The following is a 16,702-nucleotide window of genomic DNA, read 5'->3' as shown; positions in this document are numbered from 1 at the left end:
CTGTGCATGGGGTTGTTTTCTCCACTTTTTGTTTTGCAGGCGCGCCTAGCCCGCGCCGGCGCGCTTTTTCTGCCAGACGAGGTGCACCGCGCAGGTGCAGCCTGGCGGATGCGAGGCGAGGTCTTTCGGTATCTCGTCGTTCGCCGGCCTGGCGGCGAAGGCCTTGTCCTGCGAGGGGATGTAGTTCAGCACCGGCGCGAGCCAGCGCTCGGCTTCCGCCACGCTCATGCCCTTGCGCGCGGCATAGTCCTCGACCTGGTCGCGCTCGATCTTGCCGACGCCGAAATAATAGCTTTCAGGGCTGGCAAAATAGAGCCCGGACACGCTGCTGCCCGGCCACATCGCAAAGCTCTCGGTCAGCTTCACGCCGGCGGTCGCCTCCGCATCGAGCAGCTCGAACAGCGTTGCCTTCTCGGTGTGATCGGGCTGGGCGGGATAGCCGGGCGCCGGGCGGATCCCAGAGTACTTCTCCAGGATCAGCTCCTCGTTGGTGAGCGCCTCATTCGGCGCATAGGCCCAGAACTCGCGGCGGACGCGGGCATGCATGCGTTCGGCGAAGGCCTCGGCGAGGCGGTCGGCCAGCGCCTTGCACAGGATCGAGGAGTAATCGTCGTTGGCTTTTCTGAAGCGGTCGGCGACCGCGTCCTCGCCGATCCCCGCCGTGACGACGAAGCCGCCGATGTAATCGGGCACGCCGGCCGGCGCGATGAAGTCGGACAGTGCCGCGTTGAAGCGGCCCTCGCGCTTCTCCAGCTGCTGGCGCAGCGTGTGCAGCGTCGCGATGCTCTTGGTGCGGCTCTCGTCGGCATAGAGCACGATGTCGTCGCCTTGCGCATTGGCCGGCCAGAAGCCGATCGTCGCGCGCGCCCGGAACCACTTCTCCTTGACGATGGTGTCGAGCATCTTGCGGGCATCGTCATAGAGCGAGCGCGCGACCTCGCCGACCTTGGAATCGTCCAGGATGGCCGGGAAGCGTCCGGCGAGCTCCCAGGTCTGGAAGAACGGTGTCCAGTCGATATAGGGCACGAGCTCGGCGAGGTCGTAATCGTCGAAGCTCCTCGTGCCGAGGAAGGTCGGCTTCACCGGCTTGTTCGCGGCGAAATCAATCGGCACGCGGTTGGCGCGGGCGTCAGCGAGCCTCAGCCGCTTCTTGTCGGCCTGCGCGCGCAGATGCGCCTCCGAGATTTTGGCATATTCGGCACGCACCTCGGCCGCATAGGCCTCGCGCTTGTCGGGCGAGAGCAGTGCGGAGGCGACACCGACAGCGCGGCTGGCGTCGTTGACATGTACGACGGGACCAGCGCGATAGCTCGGGTCGATCTTGACGGCCGTATGCACGCGGCTGGTGGTGGCGCCGCCGATCAGGAGCGGCAGCCTGAGGCCTTCGCGCTGCAGTTCGCCGGCGAAGAACGCCATCTCATCGAGCGAGGGCGTAATCAGGCCGGACAGCCCGACGATGTCCGCCTTCTCGGCTTTCACGGTCTCGACGATCTTCGCGGCCGGCACCATCACGCCGAGGTCGATCACCTCGAAATTGTTGCACTGGAGCACGATGCCGACGATGTTCTTGCCGATGTCGTGGACGTCGCCCTTCACCGTCGCGAGCACGATCTTGCCGGCGGACGAGGAGCCCTCGGTGCCGATGCCGCTGGCAAGGTTGCGCGCCTTCTCCTCCTCCATGAACGGCATCAGGTAAGCGACGGCCTGCTTCATGACGCGGGCGGACTTCACCACCTGCGGCAGGAACATCTTGCCGTCGCCGAAGAGGTCGCCGACGACGTTCATCCCGGCCATCAGCGGGCCTTCGATGACGTCGAGCGGGCGCGAGGAGTTTTTGCGGGCCTCCTCCGTGTCCTGTTCGATGAATTCGGTGATGCCGTGCACCAGCGAATGCGACAGCCGCTTCTCCACCGGCCATTCGCGCCAGGCGAGATCGGCTTCCTTGGATTCGCTCTTCTTGCCGCGGAATTTCTCGGCGAGTGCAAGCAGCCGCTCGGACGCGCCCGGATCGCGGTTGAGGACGACGTCCTCGCACACCTGCCGCAGCTCGGGATCGATGTCGTCATAGACGATCATCTGCCCGGCATTGACGATGCCCATATCCATGCCGGCTTTGATGGCGTGATACAGGAACACCGAGTGCATGGCCTCGCGCACCGGCTCGTTGCCGCGGAACGAGAACGACAAATTGGAGACGCCGCCCGAGACATGCGCGCCCGGCAGGTTCTGACGGATCCAGCGCGTCGCCTCGATGAAGTCGACGCCGTAATTGTTGTGCTCCTCGATGCCGGTCGCGATCGCGAAGATGTTCGGATCGAAGATGATGTCTTCCGGCGGGAAGCCGACCTTGTTCACCAGGATGTCGTAGGCGCGCTTGCAGATCTCGGTCTTGCGCGCGAACGTATCGGCCTGGCCGATTTCGTCGAACGCCATGACCACCACTGCCGCGCCGTGGCGACGGGCGATCTTCGCCTCAAGGATGAACTTGTCCTCGCCTTCCTTCATCGAGATCGAGTTGACGACCGGCTTGCCCTGCACGCATTTCAGGCCGGCCTCGATCACGGAGAATTTCGAGGAATCGACCATGACCGGCACGCGCGCGATGTCGGGCTCGGCGGCGAGGAGATTGAGGAAGGTCACCATGGCCGCTTCGGAATCAAGCAGGCCCTCGTCCATGTTGACGTCGATGATCTGGGCCCCGTTCTCGACCTGGTCGCGCGCCACCTGGAGCGCAGCGGTGTAGTCGCCGGCCGTGATCAGCTTGCGGAAGCGGGCCGATCCCGTGACGTTGGTGCGCTCGCCGACATTGACGAAGGGAATCGCGTCCGTCAGCACGAACGGCTCGAGGCCGGAGAGCCGCAGGCGCGGGGTGATCTCCGGCACGATGCGCGGCTTGTGCGGGGCGACCGCATCCGCGATCGCGGCGATGTGGTCCGGGGTCGTACCGCAGCAGCCGCCGACGATGTTGACGAGGCCGTCGCGCGCGAACTCGCCGATCAGCCGCGCCATGTATTCGGGCGTTTCGTCATACTGGCCGAACTCGTTCGGCAGGCCGGCATTGGGATAGGCGCACACCAGCGTGTCGGCAATGCGGCCGATATCGGCGATATGCGCGCGCAGATCTTCGGCGCCGAGCGCGCAGTTGAAGCCGATGGTGATGGGCTTTGCGTGCCGCACAGAATTCCAGAACGCTTCCGGCATCTGGCCCGACAGCAGGCGGCCGGACTTGTCGGTGATGGTGCCCGAGACCATCACGGGCATGTCGATACCGCGCTCTTCGGTGATCTCCGCGATCGCATAGAGCGCCGCCTTGGCGTTGAGCGTGTCGAAGATGGTCTCGACCAGCAGCAGATCGACGCCGCCGTCGATCAGGCCGCGGATCTGCTCGCCATAGGACTTGCGCAGATCGTCGAAGGTGACGGCGCGGTAGCCCGGATTGGAAACATCGGGCGAAATCGAGGCGGTGCGGTTGGTGGGACCGATGGCGCCCGCAACGAATCGCGGCTTGCCGTCCTCGGCCGCGACGCGCCGTGCGGCATTGCCGGCGAGGCGGGCGCCTTCGCGCGCCATGTCGTAGACGATGTCGGTGAGGTCGTAATCGGCCTGCGCGATCGAGGTCGTGGAGAAGGTGTTGGTCGCGACGATGTCGGCCCCGGCGCGCAAGTAAGCGGCGTGGATGTCCTCGATCGCCTGCGGCTGCGTCAGGATCAGCAAATCATTGTTGCCGCGCAGGTCGCGATGGAAGTTCTTGAAGCGCTCGCCGCGGAAGGCTTTCTCGTCGAGCTGCAGGTTCTGGATCATCGTGCCCATGGCGCCGTCGAGCACCAGGATGCGCTCGCGCGCGGCGTTCAGCAGGGCAGTTCGCTTCGGAGAGACGGTCACGGTCATTTTCTCTTACGCCGCCTTCTGCGCGCTCTTGGCGCGAATGCCGAGCAAATGGCTGATCGCGAACACGAGATCGGCGCGGTTCATGGTGTAGAAGTGGAAGGTGTCGACACCGTGCTTGGCGAGCTTCTGCACCTGGCCGGCCGCAACGGTCGCGGCCACCAGCTTGCGCGTTTCGGCATCGTCATCGAGGCCCTCGAACTTCGCCGCGAACCAGTCGGGCACCGTGGTGCCGGCACGCGTCACGAAATTGCGGGCCTGTTTGAAATTGTGCATGGGCATGATGCCCGGCACGATCGGGATGTCGATGCCGCGCGCACGCACGCGGTCGAGATAACGGAAGTAGAGATCGTTGTCGAAGAACACCTGGGTGATCGCGCGCGTCGCACCCGCATCGACCTTGGCCTTGAGCGTGTCGATATCGGCATCGAAGTCGCGCGCCTCGGGGTGCTTCTCGGGATAGGCCGAGACCGAGACCTCGATATCGCCGTGCCGGTTCTTGATCCCGGCGACGAGATCGGCCGAGCTCTGATACCCCTCAGGATGGCTGGAATAGGGTGTGCCGATGCCGCCGACGGGATCGCCGCGCAAGGCCACGATGTGGCGGACGCCGACCTCGTGATAGCGGTCGACGATCTCGTCGATCTCGCCGCGCGAAGCACCGACGCAGGTCAGATGCGCCGCCGGCAGCAGCGCGGTTTCTTGCAGGATGCGTGTGATGGTCGAATGGGTGCGCTCACGGGTCGAGCCGCCGGCGCCGTAAGTCACCGAGACGAACTTCGGCTCGAGCGGGGCCAGCCGGTTGATGGTCTCCCAGAGATTGCGCTCCATCTCTTCCGTCTTGGGCGGAAAGAATTCGAAAGAGATCGCGGGCTGCTTCAGGTGCCCGTCCTGCCGGTCGGCTGTCGCAGGCGAGATCAGGTCAGTCATGGCACCACTCACTCCAATGTCAGGGCGCGATCGGGGTCTAGCCTCGGAGAGCTAGAATACGGCAAAGGCCCTCTAGTCGACAGCCCATCATTGATGGGAAGTTGCCCATATAGGTGCAAGCGGATAGATTTTTCTTGTGACTCATGCCTCTAGTGGGAAGGTGACCCGTTTAACCTAAAGGACTGAAACTGAGATGTTATTGTTCATTAACGGTCCTTTTGATTACTCGATTTTGTGGTGGGCAGAACAATTTTATCTACGAACAGACAGTAAGTTTCCCAACTTGAGCTGCTGGCGTGCCGGCCCGTTCGTACACGTCAGGCCTGCGCAGCCCGCCCATTGTCGCCGCGACCGCCTCCATTACGTTAAGCCGCCATGATCCCGCTCTCCGTCCTCGACCTCTCCGTCGTCACAACAGGCACCAAGCCCGCCGCGGCGCTGCGCAACAGCATCGATCTGGCGCGTCACGTGGATGGCCTCGGCTATGTCCGCTACTGGCTCGCCGAGCATCACAATCTCGCCTCCGTCGCGAGCCCCGCGCCCGATGTCATGATCGGCCAGATCGCGGCGGTGACGAAGCACCTCCGCGTCGGTTCCGGCGGGGTGATGCTGCCCAACCATGCGCCGCTGGTCGTCGCCGAGCGCTTCAAGATGCTGGAGGCGCTGTTTCCGGGCCGGATCGATCTCGGTCTCGGCCGTGCCCCCGGCACCGATGGCGCCACGGCGTATGCGCTCAGAAGCCGGCTCGACCGGCGCGACGGCGACGATTTCCTGGAGCGGCTGCACGAGTTGATCCTGTGGGAGACCCGCGAATTCCCCGCAGGGCACCCCTACAACAACGTCGTCGCCATGCCCGACGACACCGGGCTGCCGCCGATCTGGCTGCTTGGCTCCAGCGATTATTCCTCGGAATTGGCCGCCCAGGTCGGCATGGGCTTCGCCTTCGCCCATCATTTCGCGTCCCACGACGCGATCGATGCGATGGTGCATTACCGCAACCGTTTTCAGCCCTCGGCCTGGCGTGCGAGCCCGCATGCCATCCTCGCGGTCGCCGTCATCGCGGCCGAGACCGACGCGGAAGCCGAAAGCCTTGCCTCGTCCTTCGACCTCAATCGCCTGCGCCGCGACCGCGGCCAATATCTGCCCCTGCCGAGCGTCGAAGAAGCGATGGCCTATCCGTATACGGATGCCGAGCGCACCTCGATCCTGCGCAACCGCTCGCGCCTGTTCGTCGGCAGCCCCGCGACGGTGCAGAAGAAGCTGCAGCCCTTGATCTACGCGAGCAAGCCGGACGAGCTGATGGTGATCACGGCGGTGTACGACCACGAGGCACGAAAGAGGTCGTATGCGCTGCTGGCGGAGGCGTTCGGGCTCAGAGCGGCGGGGTAGCTTCCCCTGGAGGGGCGCTCAGGGGAGGGGTGGCAAATCAATCCTGCGCCTCGCTGAATGTCGCGCGGAACGGATGGCCCGGATAGACGCCGACGATGCGGAATTCGCGCGAGAAGAATTTCAGCTCCTCGATGGCGAAGGCGAGGCCCTTGTCATCGGGGTGGCCGTCGACATCGGCATAGAACTGCGTGGCGAAGAAATTGCCGTCGACCATGTAGCTCTCGAGCTTGGTCATGTTGACGCCATTGGTGGCGAAGCCGCCGAGCGCCTTGTAGAGTGCCGCCGGCAAATTGCGCACGCGGAAAACAAAGGTCGTGACGAGCGGTCCGGTGCCCTGGGGCGCCCATTTCGGCTCGCGCGCCAGCACCACGAAGCGCGTGGTGTTGTGGGCCTCGTCCTCGATGTCCTCGGCGAGGATGTCGAGACCGTAGATCTTTGCGGCAAGGCGCGAGGCGATCGCGGCCACGGTCTTGTCCTTGCGCTCCGAGATGTCGCGGGCGCTGCCGGCGGTGTCGGCGTGGACGATCGGCTTGATGCCGAGCTTGCGGATGATGCGCCGGCACTGGCCGAGCGCGTGCACGTGGCTCTCGACGCTCTTGATGTCTTCGAGCTTGGTGCCCTTCACGGCCATCAGCTGATGCCGGACCGGCAGAAACCATTCGCCGACGATGAAGAGGCCGGACGCCGGCAGGAGGTGATGGATGTCGGCGACGCGGCCGGCGACCGAATTCTCGATCGGGATCATGCCGAGATCGGCCTCGCCCGACGAGATCGCCGACAGCGCGTCTTCAAAAGTGGCGCAGGGCATCGGCTCGGCGTCGGGATAGGCCTCGACGATGGCGATGTGGGAATTGGCTCCGGGCTCGCCCTGGAATGCGATCTTCATCTTGCTCATGTCTAGAAGTGCTCCTGGTCGGCCTTGTAGCAGCGGCTCAGGATTTGGAAAGGATGCTGCGCGCGGTTTCGAGATCGGGCGGGGTGTCGACGCCGCGGGGCACGCTCTCGACGATCATGATGTCGATGCGCATGCCGGCCTCCACCGCCCGCAGCTGTTCCAGGCTCTCCTGACGTTCCAGGGGCGACGGCGGCAGCGATACGAACCGCTCCAGCGCGGCGCGCCGATAGGCATAGAGGCCGATGTGGTGGTATCGCGGTCCGTTGCCGTAAGGGGCGGTGGCGCGGGTGAAATAAAGTGCCCGGAGCCGCCTCGGCCCGATCGGCGAACCGATGGCCTTGACCACGCTCGGCGCGAGGTCCTCCTCCTCGGTGTGGATCTGCGAGGCCAATGTGACGATGTCGACCGCGGGATCGTCGAAGGGCGGCAGCACCTCGCGGATGGCCTGCGGCGTGATGGTCGGGAAATCGCCCTGGAGATTGATCACGATCTCGGCCTTGCCCTCGGGATCAAGCTTCTGCATGGCCTCGTGGATGCGGTCGGAGCCGGAGGGGTGGTCCGCGCGGGTCATCACGGCCTCGCCGCCATGGGCGGTCACGACCGAGGCGATCTCGTCGGTGTCGGTCGCCACCGCGACCCTGCCGATTGCGGCGGCCTCGGCACGGCGCAGCACATGCACGATCATCGGCAATCCCGCGATATCGGCGAGCGGCTTGCCGGGCAGGCGGGTGGCGGCCATGCGAGCCGGGATCAGCACCAGGATGCGAGGATCGATCATTGGGTTCAAAGGTCTGAGGTCAAGAGCCTGAAAACGGAGCGTTTTCCGCACCGGGAAATGGGATGGGGACGAGCCCGAAGCCGGGTCGCTTATACGGGTTGCCAGACCTCGGGCAAACCGATATCTCAATAGCAAAACTCGGGGAAACAATAAGGAACGCTTGATTCTCCCGAGGCTCGTCCTGGCGGCCGTCTGGGCCGCTGTTTCCTTCTTGCGGTGGGGCCTGGCCGGAAATGGACTCTTTCGAACTCAACAAGATTCTCGGTGCCGTGCTCGGCACCTGTCTGTTCCTGCTGGTGACGAGCTTCACCGCGAGTGCGCTGTTCTCCCCCAAGGTGCCGGAAAAGCCGGGCTTCGAGATCGCGGTGAAGGAAGACGCCGGCCACGGCAAGCAAGGTGGCGCCGCCGCTTCCTCCGAGCCGATCGAAAAGTTGCTCCAGACTGCCTCCGTCGAGAAGGGCGCTGCCGCCGCCAAGAAATGCGGCGCCTGCCACACCTTCGAGAAGGGCGGTCCGAATCGTGTCGGTCCGAACCTCTATGGCGTCGTCGGCGAGAAGCGTGGTGAGGGCCGTGGCGGCTTCAACTTCTCGGCTGCCATGAAGGCCAAGGGCGGTACCTGGACCTTCGACGATCTTGACAAGTTCATTGCCAACCCGAAGGGCTTCATCCCGGGCACCGCCATGGGCTTCGCCGGCATTCAGAAGGATTCCGAACGTGCCGACGTCATTGCCTATCTGAACTCGCTGTCCGAGCATCCGCAGCCGCTGCCGACCGCGTCGAAATAAGGCTTCCAGAACCGATTTTCGGATGTGCGGCCAGGCTGAAAAGCCTGGCCGTTTCCTTATCCGGACCTCGCGACGACGTTATCGGGGCGTTTGGCCGCATCCGTAGGCCGACCGGGCTTCCAAGATGAGGAAAAAGCAACATATTCGGTCGAAACCTCGCCTATATTGGGAACTTAAAGGAGTAGCCTCCTTCAAGACAGGGATGTTGATTTGGCCATTACCCGACGCGATCTCCTGCTCACCGGCACTGCTGCGGCAGCGCTTCCAGCCCTTGGTTCCGTCGCGGGCGTTCCCGTCGTCGGCACGGCACAGGCGCAATCGGCAAGCGAGCTGTCTTCAGGCGGGCTACCTTGGCGCCATGCGCTCTCGCTGTTCGGAAAGGTCAAGTATCCCGCCGACTTCAAGCGCTTCGACTACGTCAATCCGGACGCTCCCAAAGGCGGTGTCGCGCGCCAGATCGCCGTCGGCACGTTCGATAATTTCAACATCGTCGTCTCGGGCGTGAAGGGCCAGGTCGCGGGCGCCGTCGCATTCATCTATGAATCGCTCCTGACGCAGTCGCTTGACGAGGTCTCGACCGAATACGGCGCGCTGGCCGAGGCGGTCAGCCATCCCGACGATTTCTCCTTCGTCATCTATCGCCTGCGCCCGCAGGCGAAATGGCATGACGGCAAGCCTGTCACGCCGGAGGACGTGATCTTCTCGCTCGATTCCTTCAAGAAGAACCATCCGATGTACTCGGCCTATTACAGCCATGTGGTGAAGGCCGAGAAGGTCGGCGAGCGTGACGTGAAGTTCGAGTTCGACGCACCCGGCAACCGCGAGCTGCCGCAGATCGTGGGACAGCTGATCGTCCTGCCGAAACATTGGTGGGAGGGGACGGACGCGCAGGGCCGCAAGCGCGATGTCTCCGCCACCACGCTGGAAGTGCCGCTCGGCTCGGGCCCCTACAAGGTCAAGGAATTCGTCGCAGGACGCTCGATCGCGCTGGAGCGCGTGAAGGACTATTGGGGTCGCGATCTTCCCATCAATGTGGGCCGCAACAATTTCGACGAGCTGCGCTACGAATACTTTCGCGACGGCACCGTTGCGATCGAGGCCTTCAAGGCCGACCAGGTCGATTGGCGCACCGAGAACAGCGCGAAGAGCTGGGCGACTGCCTACGATTTCCCGGCCGTGACCGAAAAGCGGGTGATCCTCGAGGAATTCGCCAATCGCAGCTCGGGCGTGATGCAAGCCTTCGTGCCGAACCTGCGCCGCGCCAAGTTCAGCGATCCGCGTGTTCGCCGTGCACTCAACTACGCGTTCGACTTCGAGGAGATGAACAAGCAGATCTTCTACGGTCAGTACAAGCGCATCAGCAGCTACTTCGATGGTATCGACGAGCTGATGGCAACCGGATTGCCGCAGGGCAAGGAGCTCGAAATTCTCGAGACCGTTCGCGCCCAGGTACCGCCCGAGGTCTTCACGACGGCCTACACCAATCCGGTGGGAGGCAGCCCGGAAGCGGTGCGCGACAATCTGCGTGAAGCGCTGCGCCTGTTCAAGGAGGCCGGCTACGAGGTGCGAGACCGAAAGCTGATCGACGTCAAGACCGGCGCCCAGTTCTCGCTGGAATTGCTCAACTCGGATCCCAGCTTCGAACGAATTACGCTGTTCTATAAGCCGTCGCTGGAGCGGCTCGGCATTGCCGTGAGCGTTCGGACGGTCGATCCGACCCAATATGAAAACAGGACGCGCGAGTGGGACTTCGATATCGTGACGAATTCCTGGGGCGAGTCGCAATCGCCGGGCAACGAGCAGCGCGAGTTCTGGTCCTCCAAGTCGGCCGACATCGCAGGCTCGCGCAACATTGCCGGCATCAAGAATCCGGCGGTCGACAAGCTGATCGAGCGGGTAATCTACGCCACTGATCGCGACGATCTGGTTGCCGCAACCAAGGCCCTCGACCGCGTGTTGCTGTGGAATCACTACGTTGTGCCGCAGTGGACCTACAACAAGATACGCACCGCGCGCTGGGATCGGTTCGGACGGCCGGCGGAACTGCCCAAATACGGTCAGTCCGGCTTCCCGTTCATCTGGTGGTACGACACAGAGAAGGCGGCGCGGATCGCAAGAAAATCGTGAAGGACAATCTCCGCATGACGCAGATGTCACGCCGCCATGTGCTGGCCTTGGGCGTTGGCGCCCTCGGAGCGTCCGTCGGCGCGCCGCTGCTGCGAGCATCGGAAGCGGCGACCGAGGCGCACGGCATGTCGGCATTCGGCGATCTCAAATATCCCGCCGACTTCCACCATTTCGAATACGTCAATGTCGACGCGCCGAAGGGCGGCACGTTCTCGCTGATCCCGTCGGTGCGCGCCTACAATCAGTCCTACCAGACCTTCAACTCGCTCAACGCCTTCATCCTGAAAGGCGACGGCGCACAAGGTATGGACATGACGTTTTCGCCGCTGATGGTCCGGGCAGCTGACGAGCCCGACGCAATGTACGGGCTGGCGGCCAAATCCGTGCAGATATCGCCGGACAAGCTGGTCTACCGCTTCACGATGCGGCCCGAAGCGAAATTCCACGACGGGACCAGGCTCACTGCCCACGATGCAGCTTTTTCGCTGACAACGCTGAAGACCAAGGGGCATCCGCTGATCATCGTGCAGATGCGCGACATGGTCAGTGCGGAAGCCCTCGACGATGCGACGCTCGTCGTCACCTTCGCCAAGGGACGTGCGCGCGACGTGCCGCTCTATGTCGCCAGCCTGCCGATCTTCTCGAAGGTGTACTACGCCTCCCGCCCATTCGATGAATCGTCGCTGGAGATTCCGCTTGGCTCGGGCCCGTACAAGGTCGGCAGGTTCGAAGTCAATCGCTACATCGAGTTCGAGCGGGTGAAGGACTGGTGGGCCGCTGATCTGCCGCCCTGCCGTGGCAGCTACAATTTCGATGTCGTCCGCTACGAATTCTATCGCGACCGCGACGTCGCCTTCGAGGGCTTTACCGGCAAGAGCTATCTCTACCGCGAGGAGTTTACCTCGCGTATCTGGGCGACGCGCTATGACTTCCCCGCGGTCAAGGACGGCCGGGTCAAGATGGAGGTCGTGCCCGACGATACGCCGTCCGGGGCGCAAGGCTGGTTCATCAATACGCGACGGGACAAATTCAAGGACCCCCGCGTGCGCGAGGCCCTGATCAACGCTTTCGATTTTGAATGGACCAACAAGACAATCATGTACGGCGCCTATGCCCGTACGGTGTCGCCGTTCCAGAACTCGGACCTGATGGCTGGCAATGCGCCGCCTTCGCCGGAAGAGCTGAAGCTGCTGCAGCCGTTCCGCGGCCAGATTCCCGACGAGGTGTTCGCGGCGCCGTTCACGCCGCCGGCCTCCGACGGCTCCGGACAGGACCGCAGCCTGCTCCGCAAGGCGCAGCAATTGCTGACCGAGGCCGGCGTGCCCATCAAGGACGGCAAGCGGGTGCTGCCGAACGGCGAGGTGTTCAAGATCGAGTTCCTGCTGGATGAGCCCTCGTTCCAGCCGCACCACGCGCCTTACATCAAGAATCTCGCGACGCTCGGCATCGAAGCGAGCGTGCGCCTCGTCGATGCCGTACAGCACAAGGCCCGGCAGGAAGATTTTGATTTCGATATGACCATCCAGCGCTTCAGCATGTCGGCGACACCAGGCGATGCCATGCGCGCGTTCTTCTCCTCGCAGGTCGCGAACACCAAGGGCTCGTACAATCTGGCTGGCGTCGCCAGTCCGGCGATCGACGCCATGATCGAGAAGATCATGGCGGCCGACAGCCGCGAAGAGCTGACCGTCGCCTGCCGCGCCTTCGATCGCCTGTTCCGCGCCGGTCGCTATTGGGTGCCGCAATGGTATAATAAGACGCACCGGCTGGCTTATTGGGATCAGTTCGACCACCCGCCGAAATTGCCGCGTTATGCCAACGGCGTCGGCGCGCCGGAGATCTGGTGGTATGAACCGGCCAAGGCGGCCAAGCTCGAGCAGGCAAAATAGCCATGAGCGCCTATATCGCGCGCCGCATCCTGCTGATGATCCCGACGCTGCTCGGGATCCTCTTCGTGTCCTTCGTCGTGGTGCAGTTCGCGCCGGGCGGCCCGGTCGAGCGCGTGATCGCGCAACTCTCGGGCGCCGACACCGGCGGGACCTCGCGTATTTCCGGCGGCAGCGATTTTGCGCAGCGCGCGCCGGGACAGGTCGGTGTCGGCGGCGATGCCATCAACTCGAAATATCGCGGCGCGCAGGGCCTCGACCCTGATTTCATCAAGAAGCTGGAAGTGCAGTTCGGCTTCGACAAGCCCGCGCCGGAACGCTTCCTGCTGATGGTGTGGAACTTCGCCCGCTTCGATTTCGGCAAGAGCTATTTTCGCGACGTCAGCGTGCTCCAGCTCATTAAGGAGAAGCTTCCCGTCTCGATCTCGCTTGGCCTTTGGCTGACGCTTGTGACGTACCTGATCTCGATCCCGCTCGGCATTCGCAAGGCCGTGAACGACGGGGCGCGTTTCGACACCTGGACCTCGACGGTGCTCGTGCTCGGCTATGCCATCCCCGGCTTCCTGTTCGCGATCCTGCTGATCATCCTGTTTGCCGGCGGCTCGTTCTTCAACTGGTTCCCACTGCGTGGGCTGACCTCGGACGGCTGGTCGCAATTTCCCTGGTACTGGAAGATCGTCGATTATTTCTGGCACCTGACGCTGCCGCTGATCGCCATGGGGCTAGGTGCCTTCACCACCATGACGTTCCTGACCAAGAACTCGTTCCTGGACGAGATTCGCAAGCAATACGTCATGACCGCGCGTGCCAAGGGCTGCACTGAGAGCCGGGTGCTCTACGGCCACGTCTTCCGCAACGCCATGCTGATCGTGATCGCAGGTTTTCCCGGGACATTCATCCATGCCTTCTTTTCCGGCTCGCTTCTGATCGAAACCATCTTCTCGCTGGACGGGCTGGGGCTGCTCAGCTTCGAGAGCGTGCTCAACCGCGACTATCCAGTGGTGTTCGGCACGCTCTACATCTTTTCGCTGGTCGGCCTCGTGATCAACCTGATCTCCGACCTGACCTATATGTGGATCGATCCCCGGATCGATTTCGAGGCACGGGAGGTCTGATGACGATCACCGCGCCCACGCCGATCGAGACAACAGCGAAGTCGCCGCTCGGCGATGCCGTTCCGATCACGCGCAAGCCCTTCGTGCCTTCACCGCTCAACAAGCGGCGGTGGCAGAACTTCATGGCCAACCGCCGCGGCTACTGGTCCTTCTGGATATTCATCGGCCTGTTCGTGATCTCGCTGTTCGCCGAGTTGATCGCGAACGATCGGCCCTTCCTGATCAAGTTCGACGGGCGGCTTTATTGGCCGGCCTTCGTAACCTATTCGGAGACGACCTTCGGCGGTGATTTCGAGACGGCGGCCGACTACCGCGACCCGTACTTGCAGAAGCTGATCAAGGACAAGGGCGGCAGCATCGTCTGGCCGCTGATCCGTTACTCCTACGATACCCACAATCTCGACCTGCCGACGCCGGCGCCGTCGCCGCCGACCTGGATGCTGACGGAGAAGCAGTGCAAGCCGGTGGTGGAGAAAAAGGGACTGAAGAGCTGCCGCGATCTCGAATACAATTGGCTCGGCACCGACGATCAGGGCCGCGACGTGGTGGCGCGGCTGATCTATGGCTTCCGCATCTCGGTGCTGTTCGGCCTTTGTCTCACTATCATCTCGTCGGTCATCGGCATCGCCGCGGGTGCCGTGCAGGGCTATTTCGGCGGGTGGGTCGATTTGATCTTCCAGCGGTTCATCGAGATCTGGACCGCGATTCCATCGCTCTATCTTCTCCTGATCCTGTCCTCGGTGCTCGTGCCCGGCTTCTTCGTGCTGCTTGGCATCTTGCTGCTGTTCTCCTGGGTCTCGCTGGTCGGCCTCGTGCGCGCCGAATTCCTGCGCGGGCGCAATTTCGAATACATCCAGGCGGCGCGGGCGCTCGGCGTCTCCAACCCCGTGATCATGTTCCGTCACCTGCTGCCGAACGCGATGGTCGCGACCATGACCTTCCTGCCGTTCATCGTCTCGAGCTCGGTGATGACGCTGACGGCGCTCGATTTCCTCGGCTTCGGCCTGCCACCGGGATCGCCCTCGCTCGGCGAATTGCTCTCGCAGGCCAAGGCCAATGTGCAGGCGCCGTGGCTCGGTTTCTCCGGCTTCTTCTCGGTCGCGATCATGCTCTCGCTCCTGATCTTCATCGGCGAAGCCGTGCGCGACGCCTTCGATCCGCGCAAGACGTTCAGGTAAGGCAGATGGACGCGATCAACCAGCCCCTGCTCGCCGTTCGCGACCTCTCGGTGGCCTTCCATCAGGGTGGCGCCACCACGCTTGCGGTCGACAAGGTCTCGTTCCAGATCAAGCGCGGCGAATGCGTCGCGCTGGTCGGCGAATCCGGCTCCGGCAAGTCGGTCAGCGCACTCTCGATCTTGAAGCTGCTGCCCTATCCGAACGCCTCCCATCCCTCGGGCAGCATCCGCTTCAAGGGGCAGGAGCTGATCGACCAATCCGAGCAGCAGATGCGGGAGATCAGGGGCAGCGACATCTCTATCATCTTCCAGGAGCCGATGACCTCGCTCAATCCGCTGCACACGATCGAGGCGCAGATCGGCGAGATCATCCAGCTGCACAATCCAACCAGCAATGCGCAGGCGCGCAAACGGACACTGGAGCTGTTGACCCAGGTCGGCATCCCCGATCCGGAGACGCGGCTGAACAGCTATCCGCACCAGCTCTCCGGCGGCCAGCGCCAGCGCGTGATGATCGCGATGGCGCTCGCCAACGAGCCGGACCTTCTGATCGCGGACGAGCCGACCACGGCCCTCGACGTCACCGTGCAGGCGCAGATCCTGGCGCTGCTCGCCGAGATCCGCGCGCGGCTCGGCATGAGCCTGCTCTTCATCACCCACGATCTCGGCATCGTGCGCCGCATTGCCGATACCGTTTGCGTCATGAAGGGCGGCGTGATCGTCGAGCAGGGGCCGGTCGAGCAGGTCTTCAAGGCCCCGAAACATCCCTATACGCGCGACCTGCTCGCGGCGGAGCCCAAGCCCGATCCGGCGCCGCCGCAGCCGAATGCGCCGGTGGTGATGTCAGCCAATGATCTCAAAGTCTGGTTCCCGATCAAGCGCGGCCTGATGCGCCAGACGGTCGGTCACATCAAGGCGGTCGACGGTGTCAGCGTTGCCGTACGCAAGGGCGAGACGCTCGGCGTGGTCGGCGAATCCGGCTCGGGCAAGACCACGCTGGGGCTGGCGCTGCTGCGGCTGATCTCCTCGAACGGGCGCATCGTGTTCTTAGGAAACGACATCCAGGGCCTGCGCTTCAAGGAGATGCGTCCTTTCCGGCGCGACATGCAGATCGTGTTCCAGGATCCGTTCGGCTCGCTCTCACCGCGTATGTCGGTCGCCGACATCATCGCCGAGGGCCTGTCCGTGCATCAGCCGACGCTCTCGCGCGAGGAACGCGAGGCGCGCGTCGTCAAGGCGCTCGAGGATGTCGGCCTCAATCCGGAGACGCGCTTTCGCTATCCGCACGAATTCTCCGGCGGCCAGCGTCAGCGCATCTCGATCGCCCGCGCGATCGTGCTGGAGCCGGATTTCGTCGTGCTGGACGAGCCGACCAGCGCGCTCGACATGCTGTTCCAGGCGCAGATGGTCGATCTGTTGCGCGAGCTCCAGCGCAAGCGCGAGCTCACCTACATGTTCATCTCGCACGATTTGCGCGTCGTCGCCTCGCTCGCCAGCCACCTCATCGTGATGCGCGGTGGCAAGGTGGTCGAGGAGGGGCAGGCCGCCGAGCTGTTCAGGAATCCGAAGACGGATTACACGCGCGCGCTGTTCGCGGCCGCGTTCCGGTTGGAGACGGCCGGGAACGGGGCGGTGGCGACGTAGCACTTCACCTCTCCCCGGAGGAGAGAGGTCGATTTGCGCCAGCAAATCGGGTGAGGGGTCGCAGCGTTCGGTGAGGTCCTAACCCCTCACC

11 protein-coding genes are annotated in these 16,702 nt (G+C 63.5%); 7 read left to right on the top strand and 4 right to left on the bottom strand.

Translation table 11 applies throughout. The features are described 5' to 3' along the window. Positions 1 to 45: 45 nt before the first annotated feature. Both metH and metF read right to left on the bottom strand, forming a co-directional pair. The gene (gene metH / locus HZZ16_RS31625; RefSeq protein ID WP_197953974.1) at positions 46 to 3,888 is read right to left on the bottom strand and encodes a methionine synthase; all 3,843 of its coding nucleotides are present in this window, start codon (positions 3,886 to 3,888) and stop codon (positions 46 to 48) included. A gap of 6 nt (positions 3,889 to 3,894) precedes the next feature. Then, complete coding sequence (gene metF, locus HZZ16_RS31620; RefSeq protein ID WP_197953972.1) at positions 3,895 to 4,815, bottom strand: methylenetetrahydrofolate reductase [NAD(P)H]; 921 nt, start codon at positions 4,813 to 4,815, stop codon at positions 3,895 to 3,897. Positions 4,816 to 5,190: 375 nt separating this feature from the next. Between metF and HZZ16_RS31615 the strand changes: the two genes are divergently transcribed. Further along, positions 5,191 to 6,204: an LLM class flavin-dependent oxidoreductase gene (locus tag HZZ16_RS31615; protein WP_197953970.1), complete on the top strand. Its 1,014-nt coding sequence runs from the start codon at positions 5,191 to 5,193 to the stop codon at positions 6,202 to 6,204. Between the two features lie 37 nt (positions 6,205 to 6,241). On the opposite strand, the gene HZZ16_RS31610 is transcribed toward HZZ16_RS31615, so the two are convergent. Both HZZ16_RS31610 and HZZ16_RS31605 read right to left on the bottom strand, forming a co-directional pair. Beyond that, a complete protein-coding gene (locus HZZ16_RS31610) occupies positions 6,242 to 7,099 on the bottom strand; it encodes a prephenate dehydratase (RefSeq protein WP_197953968.1) in 858 nt (285 codons plus the stop codon). Positions 7,100 to 7,136: 37 nt separating this feature from the next. After that, entirely contained in the window at positions 7,137 to 7,877 is a 741-nt protein-coding gene (locus HZZ16_RS31605; protein WP_197953967.1) for a 3-deoxy-manno-octulosonate cytidylyltransferase, read from the bottom strand. Positions 7,878 to 8,110: 233 nt separating this feature from the next. Between HZZ16_RS31605 and HZZ16_RS31600 the strand changes: the two genes are divergently transcribed. The 6 genes from HZZ16_RS31600 to HZZ16_RS31575 all read left to right on the top strand — a co-directional run bounded on the left by HZZ16_RS31600 (position 8,111) and on the right by HZZ16_RS31575 (position 16,611). Continuing rightward, on the top strand, positions 8,111 to 8,662 hold the full coding sequence (locus HZZ16_RS31600) for a c-type cytochrome (protein ID WP_197953966.1): 552 nt from the start codon (positions 8,111 to 8,113) through the stop codon (positions 8,660 to 8,662). A gap of 210 nt (positions 8,663 to 8,872) precedes the next feature. Further along, the gene (locus HZZ16_RS31595) at positions 8,873 to 10,789 is read left to right on the top strand and encodes an extracellular solute-binding protein (RefSeq protein ID WP_197953965.1); all 1,917 of its coding nucleotides are present in this window, start codon (positions 8,873 to 8,875) and stop codon (positions 10,787 to 10,789) included. Positions 10,790 to 10,803: 14 nt separating this feature from the next. Continuing rightward, on the top strand, positions 10,804 to 12,678 hold the full coding sequence (locus HZZ16_RS31590; RefSeq protein ID WP_197953964.1) for an extracellular solute-binding protein: 1,875 nt from the start codon (positions 10,804 to 10,806) through the stop codon (positions 12,676 to 12,678). Between the two features lie 2 nt (positions 12,679 to 12,680). After that, entirely contained in the window at positions 12,681 to 13,790 is a 1,110-nt protein-coding gene (locus tag HZZ16_RS31585; protein ID WP_197953963.1) for a microcin C ABC transporter permease YejB, read from the top strand. Beyond that, on the top strand, positions 13,790 to 14,968 hold the full coding sequence (locus tag HZZ16_RS31580) for an ABC transporter permease (RefSeq protein WP_197953962.1): 1,179 nt from the start codon (positions 13,790 to 13,792) through the stop codon (positions 14,966 to 14,968). The genes HZZ16_RS31585 and HZZ16_RS31580 overlap by 1 nt, the downstream gene beginning before the upstream one ends. 5 nt (positions 14,969 to 14,973) lie before the next feature. Then, the gene (locus tag HZZ16_RS31575) at positions 14,974 to 16,611 is read left to right on the top strand and encodes an ABC transporter ATP-binding protein (protein ID WP_197953961.1); all 1,638 of its coding nucleotides are present in this window, start codon (positions 14,974 to 14,976) and stop codon (positions 16,609 to 16,611) included. Positions 16,612 to 16,702 lie beyond the last annotated feature (91 nt).

The organism is Bradyrhizobium glycinis (assembly GCF_016031655.1).
Lineage (GTDB): Bacteria > Pseudomonadota > Alphaproteobacteria > Rhizobiales > Xanthobacteraceae > Bradyrhizobium > Bradyrhizobium glycinis.
Note: the sequence above shows the minus strand (reverse complement) of the source record. Positions and strands in the feature narration are given on the sequence as shown.

Excerpts from the sequence above, each read along its gene's own strand:
- metH (WP_197953974.1), bottom strand. The coding sequence starts at position 3,888 with ATGACCGTGACCGTCTCTCCGAAGCGAACTGCCCTGCTGAACGCCGCG.
- metF (WP_197953972.1), bottom strand. The coding sequence starts at position 4,815 with ATGACTGACCTGATCTCGCCTGCGACAGCCGACCGGCAGGACGGGCAC.
- HZZ16_RS31615 (WP_197953970.1), top strand. The coding sequence starts at position 5,191 with ATGATCCCGCTCTCCGTCCTCGACCTCTCCGTCGTCACAACAGGCACC.
- HZZ16_RS31610 (WP_197953968.1), bottom strand. The coding sequence starts at position 7,099 with ATGAGCAAGATGAAGATCGCATTCCAGGGCGAGCCCGGAGCCAATTCC.
- HZZ16_RS31605 (WP_197953967.1), bottom strand. The coding sequence starts at position 7,877 with ATGATCGATCCTCGCATCCTGGTGCTGATCCCGGCTCGCATGGCCGCC.
- HZZ16_RS31600 (WP_197953966.1), top strand. The coding sequence starts at position 8,111 with ATGGACTCTTTCGAACTCAACAAGATTCTCGGTGCCGTGCTCGGCACC.
- HZZ16_RS31590 (WP_197953964.1), top strand. The coding sequence starts at position 10,804 with ATGACGCAGATGTCACGCCGCCATGTGCTGGCCTTGGGCGTTGGCGCC.
- HZZ16_RS31585 (WP_197953963.1), top strand. The coding sequence starts at position 12,681 with ATGAGCGCCTATATCGCGCGCCGCATCCTGCTGATGATCCCGACGCTG.
- HZZ16_RS31580 (WP_197953962.1), top strand. The coding sequence starts at position 13,790 with ATGACGATCACCGCGCCCACGCCGATCGAGACAACAGCGAAGTCGCCG.
- HZZ16_RS31575 (WP_197953961.1), top strand. The coding sequence starts at position 14,974 with ATGGACGCGATCAACCAGCCCCTGCTCGCCGTTCGCGACCTCTCGGTG.